The sequence below is a fragment of the Rhizobium sp. WSM1328 genome (genome assembly GCF_057653715.1).
The window spans coordinates 2,663,999-2,685,788 of sequence record NZ_CM172788.1 but is presented as its reverse complement, the minus strand read 5'-3'; the positions used below and the strand labels follow the sequence as shown (position 1 = coordinate 2,685,788).

The 21,790-nt window shown below is 61.5% G+C and carries 20 protein-coding genes; 9 read left to right on the top strand and 11 right to left on the bottom strand.

From position 1 onward, the window contains the following. Positions 1 to 27 precede the first annotated feature (27 nt). Positions 28 to 735, top strand: a complete 708-nt coding sequence (locus AC2444_RS13695; RefSeq protein ID WP_012758152.1) for a methyltransferase family protein — start codon at positions 28 to 30, stop codon at positions 733 to 735. Positions 736 to 809: 74 nt separating this feature from the next. On the opposite strand, the gene AC2444_RS13690 is transcribed toward AC2444_RS13695, so the two are convergent. From AC2444_RS13690 to AC2444_RS13680, 3 genes are all read right to left on the bottom strand, one after another. Next, a complete protein-coding gene (locus AC2444_RS13690; protein WP_012755866.1) occupies positions 810 to 1,757 on the bottom strand; it encodes an IS110 family RNA-guided transposase in 948 nt (315 codons plus the stop codon). A 332-nt stretch (positions 1,758 to 2,089) separates the two neighbouring features. Then, entirely contained in the window at positions 2,090 to 2,620 is a 531-nt protein-coding gene (locus AC2444_RS13685) for a gamma carbonic anhydrase family protein (protein ID WP_012758151.1), read from the bottom strand. Positions 2,621 to 2,630: 10 nt separating this feature from the next. Next, positions 2,631 to 3,326 carry a fumarylacetoacetate hydrolase family protein gene (locus AC2444_RS13680; protein WP_012758150.1) on the bottom strand — a complete coding sequence of 232 codons (696 nt, stop codon included), beginning with the start codon at positions 3,324 to 3,326 and terminating at the stop codon, positions 2,631 to 2,633. 283 nt (positions 3,327 to 3,609) lie between these two features. On the opposite strand from AC2444_RS13680, the gene AC2444_RS13675 reads away from it, so the two are divergent. Next, positions 3,610 to 4,362 (top strand): nucleotidyltransferase domain-containing protein, encoded by a 753-nt coding sequence (locus AC2444_RS13675; protein WP_012758149.1) that lies wholly within the window; start codon positions 3,610 to 3,612, stop codon positions 4,360 to 4,362. A gap of 49 nt (positions 4,363 to 4,411) precedes the next feature. Here AC2444_RS13675 and AC2444_RS13670 read toward each other — a convergent pair whose 3' ends face one another. Beyond that, positions 4,412 to 5,305: a DMT family transporter gene (locus tag AC2444_RS13670; protein ID WP_012758148.1), complete on the bottom strand. Its 894-nt coding sequence runs from the start codon at positions 5,303 to 5,305 to the stop codon at positions 4,412 to 4,414. 172 nt (positions 5,306 to 5,477) lie between these two features. On the opposite strand from AC2444_RS13670, the gene AC2444_RS13665 reads away from it, so the two are divergent. Next, the gene (locus AC2444_RS13665; RefSeq protein WP_012758147.1) at positions 5,478 to 6,368 is read left to right on the top strand and encodes a LysR family transcriptional regulator; all 891 of its coding nucleotides are present in this window, start codon (positions 5,478 to 5,480) and stop codon (positions 6,366 to 6,368) included. A gap of 56 nt (positions 6,369 to 6,424) precedes the next feature. Here AC2444_RS13665 and AC2444_RS13660 read toward each other — a convergent pair whose 3' ends face one another. Beyond that, positions 6,425 to 8,395 (bottom strand): CHASE2 domain-containing protein, encoded by a 1,971-nt coding sequence (locus tag AC2444_RS13660; protein ID WP_012758146.1) that lies wholly within the window; start codon positions 8,393 to 8,395, stop codon positions 6,425 to 6,427. Beyond that, complete coding sequence (locus tag AC2444_RS13655) at positions 8,395 to 12,108, bottom strand: FecR domain-containing protein (protein ID WP_012758145.1); 3,714 nt, start codon at positions 12,106 to 12,108, stop codon at positions 8,395 to 8,397. The genes AC2444_RS13660 and AC2444_RS13655 overlap by 1 nt, the downstream gene beginning before the upstream one ends. Before the next feature lie 128 nt (positions 12,109 to 12,236). Between AC2444_RS13655 and AC2444_RS13650 the strand changes: the two genes are divergently transcribed. Then, complete coding sequence (locus tag AC2444_RS13650) at positions 12,237 to 12,776, top strand: Pycsar system effector family protein (protein ID WP_012758144.1); 540 nt, start codon at positions 12,237 to 12,239, stop codon at positions 12,774 to 12,776. Between the two features lie 217 nt (positions 12,777 to 12,993). On the opposite strand, the gene AC2444_RS13645 is transcribed toward AC2444_RS13650, so the two are convergent. Continuing rightward, on the bottom strand, positions 12,994 to 13,482 hold the full coding sequence (locus AC2444_RS13645; protein WP_012758143.1) for a RidA family protein: 489 nt from the start codon (positions 13,480 to 13,482) through the stop codon (positions 12,994 to 12,996). Then, complete coding sequence (locus tag AC2444_RS13640) at positions 13,476 to 14,201, bottom strand: SDR family NAD(P)-dependent oxidoreductase (protein ID WP_012758142.1); 726 nt, start codon at positions 14,199 to 14,201, stop codon at positions 13,476 to 13,478. Before AC2444_RS13640 ends, AC2444_RS13645 begins: the two co-directional genes overlap by 7 nt. A 193-nt stretch (positions 14,202 to 14,394) precedes the next feature. Between AC2444_RS13640 and AC2444_RS13635 the strand changes: the two genes are divergently transcribed. Together AC2444_RS13635 and AC2444_RS13630 are read left to right on the top strand one after the other, a co-directional pair. Further along, positions 14,395 to 15,297 (top strand): LysR family transcriptional regulator, encoded by a 903-nt coding sequence (locus AC2444_RS13635; RefSeq protein ID WP_012758141.1) that lies wholly within the window; start codon positions 14,395 to 14,397, stop codon positions 15,295 to 15,297. 113 nt (positions 15,298 to 15,410) lie between these two features. After that, entirely contained in the window at positions 15,411 to 16,187 is a 777-nt protein-coding gene (locus AC2444_RS13630; RefSeq protein ID WP_012758140.1) for a DUF1194 domain-containing protein, read from the top strand. Between the two features lie 123 nt (positions 16,188 to 16,310). Here AC2444_RS13630 and ampC read toward each other — a convergent pair whose 3' ends face one another. Then, positions 16,311 to 17,468: a class C beta-lactamase gene (gene ampC / locus AC2444_RS13625; protein ID WP_012758139.1), complete on the bottom strand. Its 1,158-nt coding sequence runs from the start codon at positions 17,466 to 17,468 to the stop codon at positions 16,311 to 16,313. A gap of 123 nt (positions 17,469 to 17,591) precedes the next feature. Between ampC and AC2444_RS13620 the strand changes: the two genes are divergently transcribed. Beyond that, complete coding sequence (locus AC2444_RS13620; RefSeq protein ID WP_012758138.1) at positions 17,592 to 18,476, top strand: LysR family transcriptional regulator; 885 nt, start codon at positions 17,592 to 17,594, stop codon at positions 18,474 to 18,476. A gap of 268 nt (positions 18,477 to 18,744) precedes the next feature. On the opposite strand, the gene AC2444_RS13615 is transcribed toward AC2444_RS13620, so the two are convergent. Together AC2444_RS13615 and AC2444_RS13610 are read right to left on the bottom strand one after the other, a co-directional pair. Further along, positions 18,745 to 19,434, bottom strand: coding sequence for a VOC family protein (locus AC2444_RS13615; protein ID WP_012758137.1), 690 nt, complete (start codon positions 19,432 to 19,434; stop codon positions 18,745 to 18,747). 187 nt (positions 19,435 to 19,621) lie between these two features. Next, the gene (locus AC2444_RS13610; RefSeq protein WP_012758136.1) at positions 19,622 to 20,242 is read right to left on the bottom strand and encodes a CGNR zinc finger domain-containing protein; all 621 of its coding nucleotides are present in this window, start codon (positions 20,240 to 20,242) and stop codon (positions 19,622 to 19,624) included. Positions 20,243 to 20,404: 162 nt separating this feature from the next. Between AC2444_RS13610 and AC2444_RS13605 the strand changes: the two genes are divergently transcribed. Together AC2444_RS13605 and AC2444_RS13600 are read left to right on the top strand one after the other, a co-directional pair. Next, positions 20,405 to 21,115, top strand: a complete 711-nt coding sequence (locus AC2444_RS13605) for an alpha/beta fold hydrolase (RefSeq protein ID WP_012758135.1) — start codon at positions 20,405 to 20,407, stop codon at positions 21,113 to 21,115. A gap of 38 nt (positions 21,116 to 21,153) precedes the next feature. After that, positions 21,154 to 21,753 carry a TMEM175 family protein gene (locus tag AC2444_RS13600; protein ID WP_012758134.1) on the top strand — a complete coding sequence of 200 codons (600 nt, stop codon included), beginning with the start codon at positions 21,154 to 21,156 and terminating at the stop codon, positions 21,751 to 21,753. The last annotated feature ends 37 nt before the right edge of the window (positions 21,754 to 21,790 follow it).

Here is a 21,790-nt window from a genome sequence, read left to right as displayed (position 1 = left end):
GGCGCTGTCATGGTATGGAGAGCGATCATGACGCAGCGGGACACTCGGCCCGGTCACTCATTCGCCGCGGCGCCATCTTTCGGATCGCTCGCCATCACCATTGCCGTCATGTTTGCCGCGCTGTTCTGGCCGGCGGGCACGCTCGACTGGCCGCGCGGGTGGATTTTTCTCGGCCTGTACCTTGTGCTGACACGTGTCGCGCTCATCTGGATCCGGCGGACGAATCCGGAGCTGTTTGCGGCGCGCAGCCGATACCAGAAGGGTACCAAACCCTGGGACGCCGTGGTGGCGACGCTGACGATCATTCTCTTTGCCGCCATTTTTCCGGTCGGTGCATTCGACGACGGACGGTTCCACTGGGCGCCGCAGCCCGATTGGGTCGTCCTCATCGGCTATCTCCTGATGACATCAGGTTATCTCGGCCTGACCTGGGCGCAATCGGTCAACCGGCATTTCGAGCCGACTGTGCGCATTCAGACCGACCGTGACCACAAGGTGATCGACACCGGACCCTACGCCGCCATCCGCCATCCCGGATACGCAACCGCCCTCGTGCTCAGCGTCGGCATGGCGCTGTCGCTTGGATCGCTCTACGCGCTGGTTCCCGCCGGCCTGCTCATCATCGTCCTCTTCGGCCGGACGCTGGGGGAGGAGGCAGAATTGCGCAAGGGGCTCGAGGGGTACGAGGAGTATATGGCGCGCATGCGGTGGCGTTGGATTCCGGGCGTGTGGTGAGCGCTTTGGCGGGCGGAGAGGGGCCTAATCACCCGCCCCGGTCCTTCGAGGCTCCGGCCCTTGGCCTGCGCACCTCAGCAACCGTGTTGTTGGGGCTGGTTCCATGGGGTTCGTCTTTTAAGAATAGTGTTGATCATGATGATGAGCTTTCGCATGGCGGCGACGATGGCGACCTTGGGCGGTTTGCCCGCGTCGCGCAGCCTTTTGTGGAAGGTCTTGATGGCCGGGTTGCAACGGATGGCCGAGAGCGTAGCCATATAGAGGGCGCATCGGACGGTGGCGCGGCCGCCGGCGATATGGCGTTGTCCACGCCATGTGCCGCTGTCGTGAGCGATGGGGGCGACGCCGACGAGGGCTGCGAGCTTCTTGTCGTCGATGGCGCCGAGTTCGGGCAGTTCGGCGATGAGCACGGCGGCACTGACCTCGCCAATGCCCGGCACGGTCAGCAGCAGATTGCGGCGTGCGGCCATGTCGGGCTCGGCCTCGATGGCGAGCGCGATGGCGGCATCGACGCGGGCGAGCTGAGCCCTGAGGGCGGCGAGGGTCTCGCCAATCAGCGCTGCGACGGCCTCAGGCGCATGCTCGAGGCGGTTCTTCTCGGCGACCGCCATGTCGATGAGTTGGCGACGGCGGGTGACAAGCGCAGCAAGCGCGATGCGGCCGTCGTCGATATGGGGGATCTGTGCCGGCCGCATCGCTCTGGCGAAGTGGAGCGTGACGCGGGCGTCGACCTGATCGGTCTTGGCCAAACGACCGCTGGCCCTGGCGAAGTCGCGCACCTGGCGGGGATTGACGACGGCGACGGCAATACCGGCGGCCATAAGCGTTCTGACGATTGCCATCTCGTAACCGCCGGTCGCCTCGACGACGACAAGCTCTGCGCCGGCCACTGCCGCAGTGAGTGCGGCACAGCCTGGCGCATTGTTGTCGAAGCGGACAACGGCGCGTTTGCCCTCAACGGCAACGTCGAGATGGGCCTTCGAGACATCGATACCGACCATGAAAGATTGCTGGATATGCATGACTGCTCCTCCTTGCAACGCGGGCTCGAAGCCCAACCAACCGTTCGAGCGAAGACATGGCGACGGAGATGCTTGCTGAGGTACGAGTTCAAGACCCAAGGATGACACGCATCCCCGCCGCACAGCCCCTTTATACAGCAACGGCAACGTACAAGGATGAGGGCTGATCGGTGTGCCGTGTCGTTGGAAGGCTATGGATGTGTCTGCAGGCTGATGAATTCGCGACCGTCATCTGTTGCTCTTCTCTCACCCGTGCCCTCTCTCCAGCCTCATCCTGAGGTGCCCCGCAGGGGCCTCGAAGGACGGGGCTGGCCACCGGTCGCGTTGCCCGATCAACTGATTTGCCGGAGATCCCGCGCAAACCGCTGCCAATTCGCCACGTAGTTTTCCGCCGAGCGGCGGATGCTCTCGACAGCCTTCTCGTCCAGCACACGCACGAGCCGGGCGGGTGCTCCGACGATCAGGGAGTTGTCGGGGAATTGCTTGCCCTCGGTGACCAGCGCATTGGCGCCGACGAGGCAGTTGTCACCGATCTTCGCACCGTTCAGGATAATCGCACCCATGCCGATCAGCGTGTTGTCGCCGATGGTGCAGCCGTGGAGGATGGCGTGATGGCCGATGGTGCAGTCTTTGCCTATCGTCAGCGGGAAGCCCATGTCGGTATGGGCCATCACGCCTTCCTGGATGTTGGTGCCTTCGCCGACGGTGATCTTCTCGTTGTCGCCGCGCAGCACGGCGCCGAACCAGATGCCGACATTCTCGCCGAGCTCGATCTGGCCGATGATATTGGCGTCCGGTGCGATCCAATAGAGGCCGGCGGCGGGCAGTTTCGGCGTCGATCCGCCAAGTGCGTAGACGGGCATCGCTTTCTCCTCAGACGACCTCGACCGATAGGGTGGCGACGCCGTCGATGCCGCAATTGATGCGATCACCCCTGGCCACCGCGCCGACGCCGGCGGGCGTGCCGGTCATGATGATATCGCCGGCTGCAAGAGTGAAGAGCTTCGACAGTTCGGCGATGATCTCCGGCACCTTCCAGATCATCTGGTTGAGATCGCCGTCCTGCACGCGCTTGCCGTTCTGTTCCAGCCAGATCCTGCCTTCCGCGGGTTGGCCGAGGCGGCTGGCCGGAACGATTGACGAGATAGGAGCGGAATGTTCGAAGGCCTTGCCGACCTCCCAGGGACGACCAAGTTTCTTTGCCTCGCCCTGGAGGTCGCGGCGGGTGAAATCGATGCCGACGGCATAGCCGTAGACGCAGTCGAGCGCGTCCGCGGCCTCGATGTTTGCGCCGCCTGATTTCAGCGCCAGCACGCACTCGACCTCGTAGTGCACGTCGTTCGACAGAGACGGATAGGGAAAGGCCTTGCCCGCCGGCAGCAGGTTGTCGGCATTCTTCTGGAAGAAGAAGGGCGGCTCGCGGCTGGGATCATGGCCCATCTCGATTGCGTGATCGGCATAATTACGCCCGACGCAATAGACACGGCGCACCGGAAAGCGCTCGTCACTGCCTTCGACCGGCAGCAAAACCGGTGCGGGACGCGGAATGACGGTGGCGGGATGGGGCATGGCGGGTTCTTCCTTTTTGCGAGTCTTGCCCCATCTTAGACGCAAAACATCGCGCCGGGAAAGCCGTCCTTGGCGTCCGGCTTCGGCGCATTGACGCTGTCACCGTCGCGGGTTAACATTAGCCATGAACAGGACTTTTGCAGTTTCGATGACGTCTACGACCACCGCGCCGCGGTGGGTGGTAGACGCGTGAACTGAAATCCGTTCATCGCTGCTAAGACCAACCCGCCGGAGACGAGCGGGTTTTTTGTTCCCGCCCGTGCCCGCATTCGAGGACGAGATCGTGGACGATATCCAGAAGCATATTCTTGCGGAGCGGGCGCTGACCGCTGCCAACCGCTGTGTCGTTGGCCGCTATGTTGGGGCTGCTTTCGCCTACGCGGCGGGTTCCATCATGCGCGGCGAAGGGACCGCCTTTTCGGATATCGATCTGGTCGTCGTGTTCCCGTCCCTCGAAAGAGCATGGCGCGAATCGTTCACTGAAGGCGGTTTCCCGGTCGAGGCCTTCGTCCATGATCCGCAGACGCTGGCGCATTATCTCCATCAGGATGCCGACAGCGGTTATCCCATCATGGCCAACATGGTTGCGACAGGCAGAATCCTGGGATCGGATATCGACCGCGCCCGCGCAATCCAGACAAAGGCGACGGAGATGCTGGCGGCAGGACCCAAGCCTCTCGGCGGTCCAAGCTATGACATGCTGCGCTACCAGGTCACCGATCTGGCCGATGACCTGCGCGGCGCCCGCCCACCCGAAGAGATCGCCGCCATCGCCGCGCTGCTCTACCAGAAGCTCGCCGACCTGATCCTGCTCGGGCGTGGCGCATGGGCCGGCCGCGGGAAGTGGGCGCCGCGCCTGATGCGAAAGCTCGATGCAGAATTGGCAGCGGAATTCGACGCGGCGTTCAGACCGGCGGCAGCGGGCGACGGCACCCGATTTCTGGCTTTGGCCGATCGGGAGCTTGCCCTGCATGGCGGCCGTTATTTCGAGGGGTTCAGACAGGACGCGCCGCTGGAAGCGCGCCGCCTGGAATAACCGCGGTCAAGAAAGGGAAGCTGCGGCTTCTTTCTTGCTCCGGCGGCGTTCACGCTCGCGAGGTCATCCAGACGCCCACCAGTGTCACCGCCAGCCCGATGAACATCGTTGCCGTCAGCGGCTCGGAAAATAGAGCCCAGGCCCATAACATGGTGACAGGCGGGCTGAGGTAGATCGCGGCGCTGACCTGCGCCACGGGGAACAGTCGAAGGCTGGTGTAGTAGACCGAATAGGCAGCGAAGGTCGCAATCAGCACGAGCCATGCCATGCCGATGGCGAAATCGACGCTCATCGGCGGGATCATGTTGCCCTGCATGAAGGCGCAGAACGAAAACAAGGCCGAGCCGGTCAGGGTCTGGATGCAAAGGCTCTGATGGACAGGCATATGCGCCTCGCGCCGCCGTCTGTAGAGAACGGAGGCGAGGGCAAAGACCAGCATCGAGCCGGCCGTCAGCCCGTAGGCCCAGAGCGGGGCCTCGCCGAAGCTCAGGCTTTCGAGCGAAACGAGCAGAACGCCCGCCACGGCGATTGCCGTCCCCAGCCATTGTCGCTGCGTCAGCCGTTCGCCCAGGAGGGGTTGCGACAGGCACGCAATCGCCAGCGGCAAGAGGTCAGAAATCAGTGCGACTAGCCCCGTCGGCACGCGCTGCTCGATGGCGAGAGCGAATCCGCCGAGATAGAGGAAGACTGACATCACGCCGAACAGCATCTGGCCCAGCACAATGCGCAGATGCATCCTCGGCCCAATGGTCAGCGCGAAGGGCAGCAGTGTCAGTCCCGACAGAAAGGTGCGCCAGAACAAGACCAGGATGACGCTCGCCTCCTCGCTGGCGTAACGGATGCCGACGAAACCGGAACTCCAGCTGATCACCAGAAGCGTCGCCAGAACGGGCCATAAGAAGCGGTGATTTGGCGCACGCCGAGCGAGAACTTCATCCGTCATGGGATACTCATTTTGATTTCGTTCTGCTCAGCCATAGGCCAAAGGGATCGACCTCGCACATGACAAATTTCGATGACGACATGACAGGATGATTGATTTATCGATGGTGGCTTGCCAACGTCACCACCTCCATGCATAGGCTTTGCAGCATAGTCAGCGGAGAGTGCCTGCCTTGACCGAACTCAACAGCCGACGATTGGAAATAGACGCGCTACGGGTCCTTTGGTCCGTTCGCCGTCATGGCGGCATCACTCGCGCTGCCGAGGCGCTGGGTCTGTCGCAATCGGCCGTCAGCCACAAGATCAAGCGGCTTGAAGTCAGCCTCGATTGTGATCTTCTCAGCCGCAAGCCGGGAGCGCCTGTGTTCACAGCCGCCGGCGAGGATTTGCTGGTTTACGCCGAACGCATTCTCGGTCTTCATGACGAAGCGCTTCTCAGCCTGACGAAAACGCCGCTCGCAGGACGCATCGCCCTCGGGCTGACCGAGGACACCACGTGTACCGATCTCGCCCGCATATTAGGCCGGTTTCGCCGCCTCCATCCTGATGTCGCCGTGCGCACCAAGGTCAGGATGAGTTTGGTTCTACGGGCGATGCTGGAGCAAGGAGAGATCGACGCTGCGATCGTGCAGATCTTTGCCCATGAGGTTCGCCCGACCGATATCGTGCTTTTCCGGGAGCAGCTCTACTGGGTGAAACATTCCGACCTGGCTCTGCCACCGAGTGGTCCGATTCCATTCCTGTCTTTCGACGACGAATGCTTCTATCGCCAATGGGCACTCGATATCGGCCAAGATGACGACACCCTTTTCGAGACGGTGTTTGAGTGCACCAGCGCCGCCGGAATCGTCTCGGCAGTCACCTCAGGCCTGGGTGTGGCGCTTCTGAACGGGCGCCACCTGCGTCCCGCGATGGATATCATTACCAACCGGCTGCCCACGCCTCCCGCCCTGGCCTATGTGGTGCGTCGGGCCCGTAAGGCGCGAAATCCTGCGCTCGATACTCTGGTCGCAGAAATCGAAAATGAAGTCAGTCGTTACGGCGGCCTGACCTTGGCGAGCTGATTTGCCGCCCTTAGGACGCAGAGCTGCCGGTGGCATTCGCCCCCCGAAAGTGATGGTCATTCCTCACCGGATCCGGCCAACGCATCCCGCATGATCGCGTAGTAGCCGGAAAGCCCTGGGATATCGGCGGCCAGCCTGTCGAAAGCGGGGTCGGATGGCGCAAGCGTGCCGGTGTATTTCGCCTCGAGAAAAGCCCGATGGGCGGCGAGGGCTTCGGCTTCGGCCTTGTGCACGACGGTATAGACAGGCGAGGGCGCGGTGCGGCCCTTGACGATGATGCGGTCGAGCTCGACGACGGTGTAGATGCTGGCGACCAGCCTTGCGGTCTCCTCGCCGAGTAGCAGGGCCACGCCATAATTCTTCGAGGCGCCTTCGAGGCGGGAGGCGAGGTTGACGCTGTCGCCGAGGCAGGAATAGTCGAAGCGGCGGGTCGAGCCCATATTGCCGACGATGCATTCGCCGGTGTTGATGCCGACGCCCATCTTCAACACATGCGGCCTGCCGCCCCGCATCGCCGCCTCTTGCTCGAGCTCGCGGTTAAGGCTCGATATCGCCGCCTGCATGGCAAGCGAGGCTTTGACGGCGTGCAGGGCATGATCGGGATCGTCGAGCGGCGCGTTCCAGAAGGCCATGATGCAATCGCCCATATATTTGTCGATCGTCCCGCCATGGTCCATCACCACGTCGGAAAGCGGCGTCAGCAGCCGGTTGATCAGGCCGGTCAGCTGCTCGGGGTCGTCCTTCAGCGTCTCGGCGATGGTGGTGAAGCCGCGTACGTCTGAGAAAAGCACCGAGAGGGTGCGCCGCTCGCCGCCGAGCTTCAGCTGCGAGGGATCGCTCGACAGGCGCCTGACTAGATCGGGCGAGATATATTGGGCAAAGGCGCGGGTGATTTGGCGCTTGTTGCGGCGCTCCTCGGCAAAATCGAAGGCGGCCTGGCCGAAGACGACAGAGATATAGGCGACCGTCGGCCCAAGCGGCGAGACGAAGATATGGGTTAGCCGCATACCGGCGGCACTGACGGCGGCGAAGGCGAGCAGCGCCGCCGCGCTCGTTACGATCGTCAGCCATCCCGTCGAGCGCCAGACGGTGGTGGCGGCCAGCAGCACCGATATCAGGATGCAGGCAGCGACCGTCGGCAGCCGGGCTTCCGCGATCGACAGGCCGCTGCGGATATTGTCGTAGATCGTCGCCTGGATCTCGACGCCGGAGACGAGCTTGCCGGTATGAACCGTGTAGGGCGTCGCAAAGGCATCGACGCCACCTTTGTCGATCGCCGGCGCATTCTGCAGGCTGAGGCCGACCAGCACGACACGGTCCTTGAAATAATCCGGCGGCAGCAGCTTCTTCGGGTCGAGCGCCTGGTAGTAGGAGACGGTGGGATAGCTGCGGGCGGGGCCGAAGGACTGGATGAGCCGGCCGGCGGGCAGAGTCTCGGGGGCCACGCCGGCGACCTTGGCCAGCATGGCGGCAAAGCCGTCCTCATAGCCCGGAATACGCCGGAAGGTGCCGTCGCCACTGAGTTCGACGGAGGCGATGCCAGTCACGGCACCTGCCTCGGTCAACTGCGGCAGCGGTGTCGCACGGATCAGTTGCGAGGCCTGCGGCGTCTCGATCAACGTCTCGTCGCCGGCAAGGACGACATCCGGGCCGACGGCGTTAGTGATCGCGTTGTCGTTCTCCGGCGTCGAGGGTTCGGCCAGGATGATGTCGAAGCCGATGACGCGGGCGCCGGCGGCGCGCAACTGGGTGACGAGCTGGGCATGAAGACTGCGCGGCCAGGGCCATTGCGCGTTGATATCGGCAAGCGAGGGTTCGTCGATCGCGACGATGACGGGTCCGCCGGGTGGCGGACGGGGATCGTCGACGGTCGAGAGATAGTCGAAGCTTCTGAGCTCGAGCAGTGACCAGGCGGGCAGGCGCGACAGCAGCGAGATGGCGATCAGCGTCGTCAGCGACAGCACGAGCAGCCTGAGATGGCGGCCCCTGGTGTGACTGGCCTGCCGAGGTTTGTCCCGCAGCCGCATCAGAAGCGGACTTTGAGCGTGCCCTTGAAGGCGCGGCCCCAGCCGGGCACACCGGGGGTGATCTCGAAGTCCTCGTCGAGCAGGTTATAGGCGGCCGCCTCCAGCTCGATGCGCTTGTCGAACGGTTCCCAGATCAGGTGGGCGTCGAGGCTCCAGTAATCGTCGAGCTTGGTGCCGAACCGATCGCCGTCGCGCTCGCCGATATAGTTGGCGGCGACCGTCGCCTTGACCTTGGCTTCGTTGACCCAGGTCAGCGCAATCTGCCCTGAATTCTGCGGTATGAAGGGAAGAGGGCCGCCATAGATCGGCTCAAGTGGATCCCGGTTTTCCGAATCCATGTAGGCATAGGTAGCCGAAAGGCCGAAACCATGGCCGAGCACGACGTTTGCTGTGACGGCAGCCCGATCGATGCTGCCGCGCGAGATCGGCAGGCTGCTATCCGAGGGAAGCGAGATCAGCGGAAAATCGATCGAGAAATCATGCAGCTCCTGGTGCTGGTACTCGACCGAGGTGAAGAAGCGGTCGGTCCATTCGGCATCCCACTGCAGGGCGACCGTATCCGTGTAACCTCGCGGATTGGTGGAAAACTGGTTGGCTTGCAGCCCGAGAACGCCGATGGGGGCAAGGGTCGGAATCCCAATATCAAAGCTCTGACGCATGAAGGCAGCACGCAGCCAGTGGTTTGGAACCGGCGCCCAGGCGAGGCCGAAGCGCGGCTCCAGCCGGGTGATATCGATGCCGTCGCCCTCCAGGCGCGTGGCAAACAAGGCGTATTCGCCCTTAAGATCCGGCGTGATCTCATGTAGCACATCGACATAGCCGCGGCCGATATCGATGGTGTTCTCATTGTGATCGAGGGGCGCCGTCAAGCCCAGAAGCGTCGTATCGACGGTGCTGCTGGCATCCATCCAGCCGCCTTCGATGCCGTAGCGAAATGTCAAAGGCCCGGCACCTATGGAATGGCTCAAAGCGCCGATATAGGTTTGGGATTCGCTTTCCTGAGTGACGCTGGCAAAGGGAATGATGAAGGGAACCCCTCTGCCGATAAACACTGGGTCCAGGTCGACATCAAGCACGCTGCTGGTATTCGATTTGCTTCCTGAATAAAGCAGCGCTCCATTCAACACGTTTTCATACGCAAAAGTGTGGCTCCAGCCGATGCCGGCATATGTGCTTTCTCGTACAGTCTCCTCTGTCGTGTAGAGAGGCAGAGGGATAGGGACACGGAACACGAGTTCCATGAACCCGGTGTTTGACGACAAGGCGCTCAGCGCTCCATCATTCTTGCCGTGGTTGACGAAGGCTACCACGCGATCATCAGGTGTGACCGTTGCCGTCAGATAACCGTTGGCGCTTAGCAGCTTGTTATCCGTCTGGACACCGCCGAAATCCTGGTAGTCGCGGTCGAGCGCCAGCTCTTCCCAGGTCAGGTTGCCATAGAAGCTGATTGGGATCGTCGCGTTCGAATAACCTTGGATATCGGCCTCGCCGATGCGTCTCGTGTGGCCGTCGACGCTGTTGATGCCGCCGCCGAGCGAGCCTTCGATGAAGGGGACATCGAACAGCGTTGCCGAGCGCGAGCGGCCGGAAAGCATGTGCGGCGAAAGCAACAGGCCCTGGATGAAGGATGAGTAGCTCGACGCGTTGCCGCGGTTTTGGATGATATTGTCGTCGCTGAAGCTGGTCGCGTTGACGAAAGGAAAGATGCTACCCTTGATCGTTTGATCGATATAACCGGTGCCGCTGAAGGGATCGAAGACGGCATCGCCGTAATAGCGGCCCCAGGCATCTAGGCCCTGCAGGCGGAAGGCGTTGTTGAGCGTAGAACCAGCACTCGCATTGGCGCCGAGCGAGCTGTAATCGCCGCCGCGGGCGCGCGAGCGGCGCAGGAATTCCTGCGCGTTGCGGATCGCGCCGTCGGCGTCGTAATCGTCGATATCGACGGCGGTGCGGAAGGCCGAGATAACCGGGTCGTTCTTGTCGAGCCGGTCGGCATTGTCGAGCGCCTGCTGGGAAGGAATGCGGTCGCCTTTTTCGTAATGGGCGGCGGCGAGCATCAGCTGTGATTGCGAATGCGCCGGGTTGGCGGTGCTGGCGGCGAGCAAATCTTGCAGCGCCTTATCGCGCTCGCCAGTTTGCAGGTAGTATCGGCCGCGGGCGAGCAGGGCGATATCGAAGGATGGATCGAGCGCAATTGCCGTGTCGATCTCGTGCTTGGCTTCCTTCATGCGCCCCTGATCGAGATAGAGGATTGCGAGATTCGCGCGCAGCAAGGGGTCCTGCGGATCGAGCTCGATCGCCTCCTTGAAGGCTTTTTCCGCTTCGCCATTAGCATCGCGCGAACTCTGCAGCAGGCCGAGCGAATTCAGCGTGCCTGAACCGCCGGGGGCAAGTTCGATGGCGCGGTTCAGATCGGCAAGCGCGCCGTTGACGTCGCTCTGATAGACCGCCTTGTAACTCGCGCGGGCGGAGAGCGCCATCGGATGGTCAGGGTCGAGCGACAGCGAGCGTTCTATCGCTTCCTTCATCTGCTCACGGTCGTCGGTGAGCTCCGCCAACTGGGCGCGGACCGCCGGCAGGGTCGGATCATCGGGATAGCGTTGCTCCGCTTTCTTTATGATCTCGAGCGCTGCGTGTGGGTTTTTTAGGAAGCCTGTCGTATAGGCCTGCATGATCGCGCCATAGGGGCCGGTGGTATTCGCGGGCGGCTGTTCGGCATGGGCAGGCTCGGCCAGCGAGCGGGCGAAATAGCCGCCATATTGCGCCATGTTGCGGCGTATCGGGTCGAGATGCGGCAGGGCCTTCTGGAAGAGCTTGGCGGCATCGCCATAACGCTTTTCCGAGCCGGCGATGGTGGCGTCGATCAGGTCGACGCGCGCCTGCTGGGCTGCCGTCAGTTTGCGGTCGCGGATATTCGTCAGCGTTGCCGCTGCAGCCCGGCGTCCGTCGAAGGCGCTCTGAACTTCGGCAAGTGCCAGCCAGTCTTCGGTCGTGCGGCGTTCCGGCGGCAGCGCCAACAGGCGGCGGCGTTCGGTCGCCATGCGGTCGGCCCGTAGCGGCGAAGTCGGCATCAGGTCGAAGCCGTCGCGCAGGTCAAGATAGAAGAGCATCTGTTCTCGGTCGTCAGGATTGACGCTGATGATCTTGCTCGGCGCCTGGCCGATGGTCGCCACAGCCCCTTCGCCCTCGTTCACCTCGACGCTGCCCTGCGGGTTGCTGAGCGCGACGCGGCCCTCGAGCACAATCATCGAAGTCTTGTTGCCCTCGACCGTCATCGTCCAGTCGGTGCCGCGGATTGCGGCCGCGGCGGCCGGCGTTTCCACCGTCAGGCCCTGGCCGCCGCGCTCGGCGCGCGCCCAGATCGTTCCCGATTGCAGCTCCAGCGTCGTGTCGCCGCTCGCGGCCATCTTCTTGACCTGCAACGAGGAATTGCGGCCGAGGCGAACCTGGGTGTGATCGGAAAAGACGATGGCGAGCTGGCCGTTGGCGTTGGTGCGCAGCACGTCGCCGGTCAGCAGATCCTGATTGATGTCGACGACACGCCAGTTCGACACGTCGATGAAGCGGACTTCTTCGCCGGTCTTGCGGGCGATGACGGAACCGGCCACCGGTGTTGCACGCTGCACCGGGTCAGCCGCGGCCGGCGAAAAGCCCGGCACGGCAAGCGCAAGCGCCACCCCGGCGCGACAGATGTTTTTCCAGCGACCCAGCATGACCCAACCCCAACTCCCGCTTCCCCTTTGTCCATGTAGAAAAGAAAAGTCAAGCACATTGCACACGTGTTCTTGAATTCTCTGTGAAGTGTAATATCAGGGAAACACTTGTTGGGTGGAGTATTCATGTGAGCGAATTCGAGAGTGCAACTGAACTTATGCCAAGCGAACCGTCGACAGGTGACATTGGTGTCGGGTATTTTGACCATATCAAGAAAATCAACGACATATTCTACGATCAGATCAAGATCTCAGACCAGAAAGCCGCCTATATCTTTACTTTTATGCTGGCCTTCCTGGTGAGTTCCAGCGAGGTGAGGGCGGTCTTCAGCCTGGCGCGTTACGCGACCGGGACACCAGGGAGCATGCTCTTCTCGGGCCTGCTTGCCGCCGCCTCGGTCTTTTCCATCCTATCGGCGATCCTCGTCGTGCTGCCGCGCCGTTTGGACACATCTACCTCGCTGTTCTGGGGCGCCTGGCAGAACCATCGCGACCTGTTCTTCGAGGCGGCACTGCGGCGCGACGAGCGCTACCTCTTCGACCAATATCTCGAAAACGCCAACATCCTCTCTGCTATCGCCCGCAGCAAATACCGCTGCGTCACCTTCGCGTTCCGCGGGCTGATGGTGAGCGTGATCGCCTATGTGCTGCTGTTGGTGGCGGTGTGAGGGTGTGATGCTTTGAGCTTATCGGTCGGCCGCGGCCGCGCTCACGAGAGCCTCATCCTGAGGCGCCCCGCAGGGGCCTCGAAGGACGAGGCGGGTGCGCCGGCGGTCGGTAGATGCAAGGAGCAGTGCCGGAGCGTGTCCTTCGAGGCTTCGCCCTGCGGGCTACGCGCCTCAGGATAAGGGACCTCGGACGATGCCGCGCCGGTACCGCCCCCATTCAGCCCTCGACCTCAAGGACAAGTTCAAGTTCGATCGGCACACCTAAAGGCAGGCTAGCGACGCCGAGCACGACGCGGCCGGAGAGCTTCTCCTCGCCGAAGACCGCAAGCAGCATTTCGGATGCGCCGTCCGCGACCTTCGGATGGTCGCGGAAATCGCCTTCGGTCGCGATATAGATGCCGAGCTTGACGACCCTGACGACCCTGTCCAGCGAGCCGAGATAGTCCCTGGCGGCTGCGAGCGCGCTCAGCGTTGCCGTTTCAGCCGCCTGCCGGCCGTCTTCGGCCGTCAGCGCGCCGCCGACGCGGCCTATATACCGCGGCTCGTGGCCGACGACCGGCAGCATCCCGCTGAAGAAGACCAGGTTGCCGGTCCTTATCGCTTCGACATAGGCCCCAAAGGGCGTCGGCGGCGGGGGAAGTGTGATGCCGAGTTCCTGCAGCCGTCGTTCCGCGCCGGCTGCCTGCGCTTTCGCATGGTCTACCATCTGCCCAGATGTGCGCCGCCGTCGACGTGCAGCACCTCCCCGGTTACGCGCGGCGCTTCGGTGAGGAAGACGACTGCGTCGACGATCTCCTCGACGTTTGATATGCCTGCCATCGGCGACAGCGTCTTCAGAAAATCCTTCGGATTGTCCTTGTGCAGCGGCGTGTCCACCACGCCAGGAGCGACAATGTTGAAGCGAATTCCCTCGTTCGCATATTCCATCGCCAGGTTCTTGGAGATGGCGTTGATGCCGCCCTTTGTCATCATCGAGACTGAAGCAGAGAAGCCGGCGATCGGATGATCGGTCAATGGCGTAGTGATGCTGACGACGCTACCGCCCGTTTTCTGCGCGAGCATCTGTCCGACGACCAGTTGGGTCAGATGGATGAAGCCCTCGAGATTGGTCGAGGACAATTTCTGGAAGTCGGCCATGGTGAACTCGACGAACGGCTTGGCTAGAAAAATGCCGGCATTGTTGACGAGTGCGTCGATCGAGCCGAACCGGTCGATTGCTGTCCTTGCCACCCGCGCTGCGGTTTCGGCATCGCCGATGTCGCCATCGACAAGCGCCAGTCTGTCCGAGGCTTGGAAAGCCTCCGAGGCGCTGACCTGGCGCGAGGTAGCAACGACATTGTAGCCGCGCTGGATGAAAGCGTTGACGAGGCCCGCTCCGATACCCTGGGAGGCGCCCGTCACGATGACTGTTTTTCTCGTAGTCATGCTGATCTCCATAATCTGGTTCGGGCAACGCGGGCCTTGCGGTTGCAAAGGCGGGGTCGCTCGAGATGGGGCTGCTGCGAACGCGCCTCCATCGGGTTGTCTTGTTTTCGCAAGGTGAATATGGCGAAAACTCCATTACTCGATTAGATGGAAATATCTGGATTCTCTTTTGCATCCATGCAAAAATCAGAACATGGCTGATCTGAACGACATCGCGGTTTTCGTGAAAGTGGCGCAGTACGGTAGCTTCAGCCGTGCTGCCCATTCCCTCGGCATGCCGGTATCGACCGTCAGCCGGAAGGTGACGTCGCTGGAGGAGCAGCTCGGCGTGACGCTTATACAGCGCACGACCCGCAAACTGAGCCTGACCGCGCAAGGCCGGGCCTATTACGACAGGTGCAGCGAACCGCTCGCCCATCTTCTCGACGCCGAGCACGCGCTCACCGAGACACAGAGAAAACCGGAAGGTCTGCTGAAGATCTCCGTGCCAGTCATCTTCGGACAGGAGGTCTTCTACGAATTCGTCTCGGCTTTCCAGAAGACCTATCCGAAGATCCAGGTTGACCTCTTCGTCACCAACCTGTTCCTCGATCTGATCGCGGAGAACATCGATCTCGCCATCCGCTTCGGCGACCTCAAGGATTCAACCATCGTCGCGCAGCGGCTCGGCAAGAGCGTGCGTTATCTGGTCGCCGCACCGGACTATCTGAAGGGCAGGGTGCTTCCCTTGAAGCCCGAAGAGCTGAAGGACCATCAGTGCGTGCTCTTGAATGGCCGCAACGGCGAGGCGGAATGGCATCTGGTGAGCGGTCGCAAATCGGTTCGCCTGCATGTGTCGGGGCCGATATCGAGCCGGGATTTCGACGCGGTAAGCGCCTTCACCTATCGCGGGCACGGCATCGGCCTGCTGCCTTCGACCTATTGCGAGGAGCAGATCAGAAAAGGCGAACTCATCCGCCTGTTGCCGGACTGGTCGTCCGAGGAAATTTTCGTGCACGCCGTCTATCCCACACGCCGCTTCCTGCCCTCCCGATTGCAGGTCTTTCTCGAGGCGCTGAAGGCATGGAAGACCCCCTTGTGGCTTCCCTTGCATTGAGGGCTTTCGATTCCATCACTGAAAATTGAAGCTGCACGCGCGGGCGAGCGTCCAGCGTCCGCCAAGCTGTGTTAGAGTTCTCCCGCTTGGATGGCGCAGGGATTGGATTGCCAATGCTGACGACACTTGCGGTGCTTATGGGTCTTTCCGGCCTCGTGCCCATCGCGCAGGCGGGGGGAAGCGAGGTCGATGTGACCCTCGTGCTTGCCGTTGACACCTCGCGGTCGATGGACTTCGAGGAGATCGGCATCCAGCGCGAGGGTTATGTCGAAGCGCTCAAGCACAAGGAATTCATCGACGCGGTGAAGGACGGGCTGACCGGCCGCATCGCCATCAGCTATTTCGAATGGGCTGGCTATGTCGTTCAGGATTCCGTCATCGACTGGCAGGTGATCGAGACGGAGGAGGATGCGATCGCTTTTGCCGATAAACTCGAAGCCCGGCCGATTGCCACGCAGCGGCGCACATCGATCTCCACCGCGATCGCCCAGGGCGCCAGCATGATCGTTTCCAGTCCCTTTCAGTCCAGGCGCCAGGTGATCGATGTCTCCGGCGATGGGCCGAACAATTCCGGCAATCCCGTCACCCCCGCCCGCGACAAGGCGGTAGAAGCCGGCATGATCATCAATGGTCTCGCCATCATGCTGCGGCCCTCCGATGCACCCAACGGGCTCGACAAATATTATGCGGATTGTGTGATCGGTGGTCCCGGCGCCTTCGTGCTGCCGGTCCGCAAAATCGAGGATTTCGCCGTTGCCGTGCGCCGCAAGCTGGTGCTGGAGATCAGTGGCCTATCCCCGCCGGCGACGGTGCAGAAAACAGCCGGCGCCGAGACGGGCGCCGACTGCCTGATCGGTGAGAAGCAATGGCGGGACATCTTCGACCGTTGATGCCAGAACAGGATGATTTTAGGCCGGGGCGGCCTAAAATCTCAATCCTGTTCTGAATTAGATAGTTAGAGCATGATGTTGTCCGAAAACCGCGTACACTTTTCGGCATCATGCTCTACCGGGTCAGCGCGCCGACGTTATATCAGTCAGTATCCGGTAAGCGGCAGAGACGCGATCCTCGTTGGGATAGTTTTTGTTGGCCAGAATGACGATGCCGAGCCGCTCCTTCGGGATGAACGCGACATATGCGCCGAAACCATTCGTTGAGCCGGTTTTATTGATCCAGACATCCTCGCGCGGTTCCATTGCGGGCGTCAGTTGCTTGACGGGAATGGTCTTCAGCATCGCGCTGGAATTGTTGTCCAACAACGTCGTCAGCGTCGCCGGATAGGAATACTGCTCCCAAATAAGGTCTTGGGTCATCGCGCCGACATCGAAGTATCCCCTATGCGTGTTATTGATCGCCTGCTGGAGCTTATCGCCCAGTTCGACCAGTCCCATGTTCGCGTCGATGAACCGGATCATGTCGCTTGCTGTGGATTTCACGCCATAGGCCTCGGACGAAAGAATGGCAGGTGTCATCCGCGCCGGCTCGCCGTTCCGCTTGTAGCCTTGGGCATAATCCGCCATCCGCGATTTCGGCACATCAATAAACGTGCTTTTCAATCCAAGGGAGGGAAACAATTTGCCTTCCATCAAAGCGACGAAACCGTCATTCATGCTTTTCGCCGTTATATATCCAAGCATCCCGATGCTTGGATTGGCGTATGTCCGGTGCGTTCCGGCGGCATATGAGGGTTTCCAGGTTGCGAGATACTCCATCAGTTGCTTCTCGGTTTTGACTTCATCGGGAACTTGAAGCGGAAATCCACCAGCCGTATGGGTGCCCAAATCCGTCAGGACGACATCGCCGAACGGCCTTCCCTTCATCGCCGGCAGATATTTGCTTGCCTTGTCCGACAGCGAAAGTCGGCCGGTCACGTCTGCGTAGGAGGTGAGGGTGACTGTAAAGGTTTTGCTGATCGATCCCAGTTCGAACATGGTCGCCGGGCTGACGGGCCTGTTCGTGTCCTTCGACTCGACGCCGTAGTTGAAGATGTGGTTCTGCCCGTCAACGGCGATGGCAACAGCCATGCCCGGAATGCCGTATTTATCCATGATTGGTCTTATCGCGGCGTCCGAGATGGCTTTCAGTTTCAGCGCGTCAGCCGCAAGGCCACTTGTGGAAATGCATGTCGAGACCAATGCGGCCGATAGAATTTTTATCCAATTACGATTCATTTTCATCCTCCGCAGGCAGCTTTTCATCAGCGCAAAGGCGCATGAGGACGGCATTTAATGGCACTGTTTTGCGGCAGCAAACGATGATATCTCGGAGGAGATCCAAGAAAATCTAGGGCTAAGATGGTTCGGCAATTCCTCCCCTTAAATGGCTTGAGGGCCTTCGAAGCATCGGCGAGACATCTCAGCTTCACCCGCGCCGCGATCGAGCTTTGTGTTACCCAGGCCGCTGTCAGCCAGCAGGTCAAAAGCCTGGAGAAGCGATTGGGGGCTGCCCTTTTTCAGCGTCTCCCGAGGGGCTTGAAAATCACCGCAGAAGGCGAAGCTCTTTTGCCGACCTTGACCATTTCCTTCGATCAGATGGCGATCATGCTGGACCGGATTGAAGCCGGGCAGGTTCGGGAATTGCTGTTCCTGGGCGTGGTCGGGACGTTTGCCGTCGGCTGGCTGTTGCCAAGGCTTTCGGATTTTCAACAGCAGCATCCGTTCATTGATGTGCGCGTTTCGACTAACAATAATCGCGTCGATATGGCGGCCGAGGGACTGGACTTTGCCATTCGCTTCGGCAGCGGCTCCTGGCACGGCACAGAGGCGCTGCGTCTGTTCGACGCTCCGCTCTCTCCTCTGTGCACACCCAAATTGGCCGAGCGTTTAAAGTCGCCTGCAGATCTGGTCGAGGCGACGCTTTTGCGGAGCTATAGGGCGGACGAGTGGAGCACGTGGTTTACCGCAGCGGACGTCCCTCCGGCGGCACAGATAAACGCCGGTATCGTTTTCGACTCTTCCCTCGCCATGATGGAAGCGGCCCTGCAAGGACTGGGGATCGCTCTGGCACCGCCGTCGATGTTTTCCAGACATCTATCCTCGGGGGCTGTTAGACAACCTTTTCCGACGACCATATCATTGGGGAGCTATTGGCTTACCCGGCTGCAATCGAGGCCGCCAACAGCAGCCATGCTTGCATTTTCCGATTGGATAACGTCGCAGAAGTCTCCCGCATCTCAATGAAGGCTTCCGGCGCACCCCAATATCCGACTTCGGTCTGCGCCCCGCGGATGGGGCCGGCGCGAAGCCGCAATGCGCGAGGCGGACTCATATCCGACGTCCGGGCCGATATAGCCGACGGGATAATCGGTTGACTGCAACAGCGAGAGGGTGGGGGACATCCTGACGTCGGCAAGGAGACCGGTGAGATTGGTGGCGAAGACACGATAAAGCGTTTCGGTATGGCGCGCGCCATACCGAAGTTCCCTTACTTCTCAGAGGATGTCACCGCCTATAGAGGTAGCTGCTTGCCGGCCTGTTCGCTGACCATGTATTCGGCGTACCAGTCCGGCCAGTTGTCGTCGTGTTTGCCGCCGTTTCGCTTCTCGTGTTCGCCGTGCGCGGTCGCCGCACGGCGCATGGCTGACGCGAGATCGGTCGAGGTCGTGAATGTCGTCCCGTCGGCGTCGATGCGTCCCGGCAGGCGCGTGGTGACTTCCTGGAACAGCCAGCCGTTGCCATCGGGATCCTTGAAGGAGGCAAAGGAGCGATAGCTGCGGTGATCGGGATCGCGGCCGGCAATGCGGAGCCGCCCGAACAGGTATGGTTCGTCCTTGCCGGCATAGACGCCGGCCGCGTCATGGAACACTTCGCTCACCTCGACGCCGCGGGCGATCAGATCACGGCGGGCGGCCTCGACGTCGGAGACGATAAGGTAAAGGCCTTGGGCCGAGCCGGGTGGCGCGGCGGTGACGTTCTTGCCGAAGATGATCGCGCAGCCGGAGCCGGGCGGGGTAAACTGGATCACACGGAAATCGGCATCATTGGCGAAGTCGGCGTCGAGCCGCCAACCCAGGCCGTCGTAAAAACGCTTGGCGCGGTCGACATCGGAAACAGGGATGACGACGACCTCGAGCTTGGTGTCGACGGGCTGTGTTCTCGGGGTCTCAATGGGGGTTTCACTGCGCATGGCATTGCTCATCTTCAGCTCCTTGGCGTTTTGGATGCGTTAAGAATGGCGATACATGTCACCGGCCAGTGGACCACAGCGCTGTGAGGCCGTCGAATCAATTATTCTGTCTGATTTGGCTGGCATTGGCGGATTCCACGCCCATTCCTGTTGAAGGCAGATCCCGGCCTGGCCATGCGAAGATCCCGCAGACGGCGCGTCACTCATGATCCGCCTTCAGCCGATGCCGGTGAGCTGCCTGTTTTGCGCGGTTGCCGCACATCGCCATACTGCACCAGCGCCGCCGGTGGCCTCGGGTGTGGTCGGCGAAGAGCAGCGTGCAGGCCGGCCCTTCGCAGGCCTTCACCGTGGAGAAATCCTCGGTGCAGACGAATTGCGCCAGCGCCTCGCCGACCGGCAGCAGCAGCGCATCGGGTGCGCGCCATTTGCGCATTGGTTGAAGTGCGAGTGTGGCATCGGCATGTCCTGCGATGATGCGGCTGAAGCCCTCGTTACGTTCGAGTAGGCGGTTCAGCGGCTCCAACTCCTCCAGGGCATTTGCCGGAAGAGGGTGGCCCTTGTGGCTGCGGACGAAATCCCGGAACCATTCGCGCAGGCTCCTTGCCTGGTCTGCGACCTTGTCGAGTTCGCCCGGCAGCGCCTGCGCTCGCATTGCCTCCAGCGTCGCATGGGGGACGAGCCCCGCCTGCTCCAGCCAGCGCAGCAGGCCTTTGCCATCATCGATCCAGTCGACTGGCGTATCGACCGGAGTGGCGATCGAATTCAAAAAATCCAGTCCCAGCGCATCGCCGACGAAAAGGGCAGGTGAGCGGTTGTCCATCATAACTCCTGTTCCGGTCGCCACGATGTGCACCGCTGGCGGTCTCTCGAAGACATGAGTGATATGTAACCTCTTAAAAGGCGCTTGACAAGTTATGCGCTCTTGGAGTAACCGTCATAAATACATTAGATAGGTTACTTTAGCAGAGCAAGGAGAACGCTGATGTCCCCCGAGAATGTGAATCTCGCGAACAGTGTGAATGTCGTATTTGTCCACGGCGCATGGGCGGATGGTTCGAGCTGGACAAAAATCATTCTGCCGCTCACCGCCGAAGGCTTGAGCGTGTTCGCGGTGCCGCTGCCGCTGACCTCCTTCAGCGACGATGTCGCAGCCCTTGAGCACACGCTGGAGCGGGTGACCGGGCCGGTGGTTCTCGTCGGCCATGCCTATGCCGGCGCGGTGATCGCTGCGACCCGGGACGAGAAGGTCAAGGCGCTGGTCTATATCGCCGCCCTGGCACCTGATGAAGGCGAGACGGTCGCCGATATCTTCTATCGCGGCGAGCCGCACCCCAAGGCGCCGAAGCTCGCGCCCGACAGTCATGGCCTGATCTATCTGCCGCAAGAGGCTTTTAGCACCGCATTCGCGCAGAATGCCGAGGCGGGTGAGCAGGCGGTGCTTGCCGCCGTACAGCGGCCGATCTCGCCGGCCTGCATCACTGTTCCCGTGCCGCGCCCGCTCTGGAAGGACCGTCCGGCCTGGTTCCTGATCGCGGAACAGGACCGGATGATCGTTGCCGACAATCAGCGCTTCATGGCCGAGCGCATGCAGGCGCGGGTGCGCTCACACGCCGCCGATCACACGCCAATCGTTACGGCGCCTGCCGCCGTGCTCGACATCGTCAGGGAGGCGGCCGCCGCGGTGGCAGCCTGAATTCAACTGTCAAAACAAGGGATGAGGAGGAAATCGAGATGCACGGAGAGAAGATGACGACCGAGCGGGTGAGCGCCTTTTCAGACGCCATGATCGCGGTGATCATCACCATCATGGTGCTGGAGCTCAAGGCGCCCGAGGTTCCCGACATATCAGCCGTGCTTTCGCTCTGGCCGATCCTGGTCAGCTATGCGCTGAGCTACCTGTTCATCGCGATCATCTGGATCAACCATCATCACCTGCTGCGGCTGGTGCGCTTTGCCTCTACCCGGCTGATCTGGATCAACTTCGTGCACCTCTTCCTGGTGTCGCTGCTGCCGTTCACGACGGCCTGGATGGCGAGGACCGGCCTCGCGCCGATGCCGGTTGCCGTCTATGCCGCGGTCTTCGTGCTGGTCAATGCTGCCTATCTGATGTTCGAGCGCGAGATATTCGCGCAAGCCGAGGCGGGCGCCATGCCGGAACCCGCCCGCCGCCTGGCGCGCCGGCGGACGCTCATCGGCCTGGCGATCTTTGCCGTGGCGGGGCTCGTTGCTCCCTTCGTACCGCTCCTCGGCTTCTTCCTGATCTGCTGCGCCCTCGTTCTCTATCTCCAGCCGGAGATCTTCAACAGCCGCCAGCAAGGGCAGGCGGAATAACCAGACCGGAAATACCAATCAAGTTATCACAGCAAAG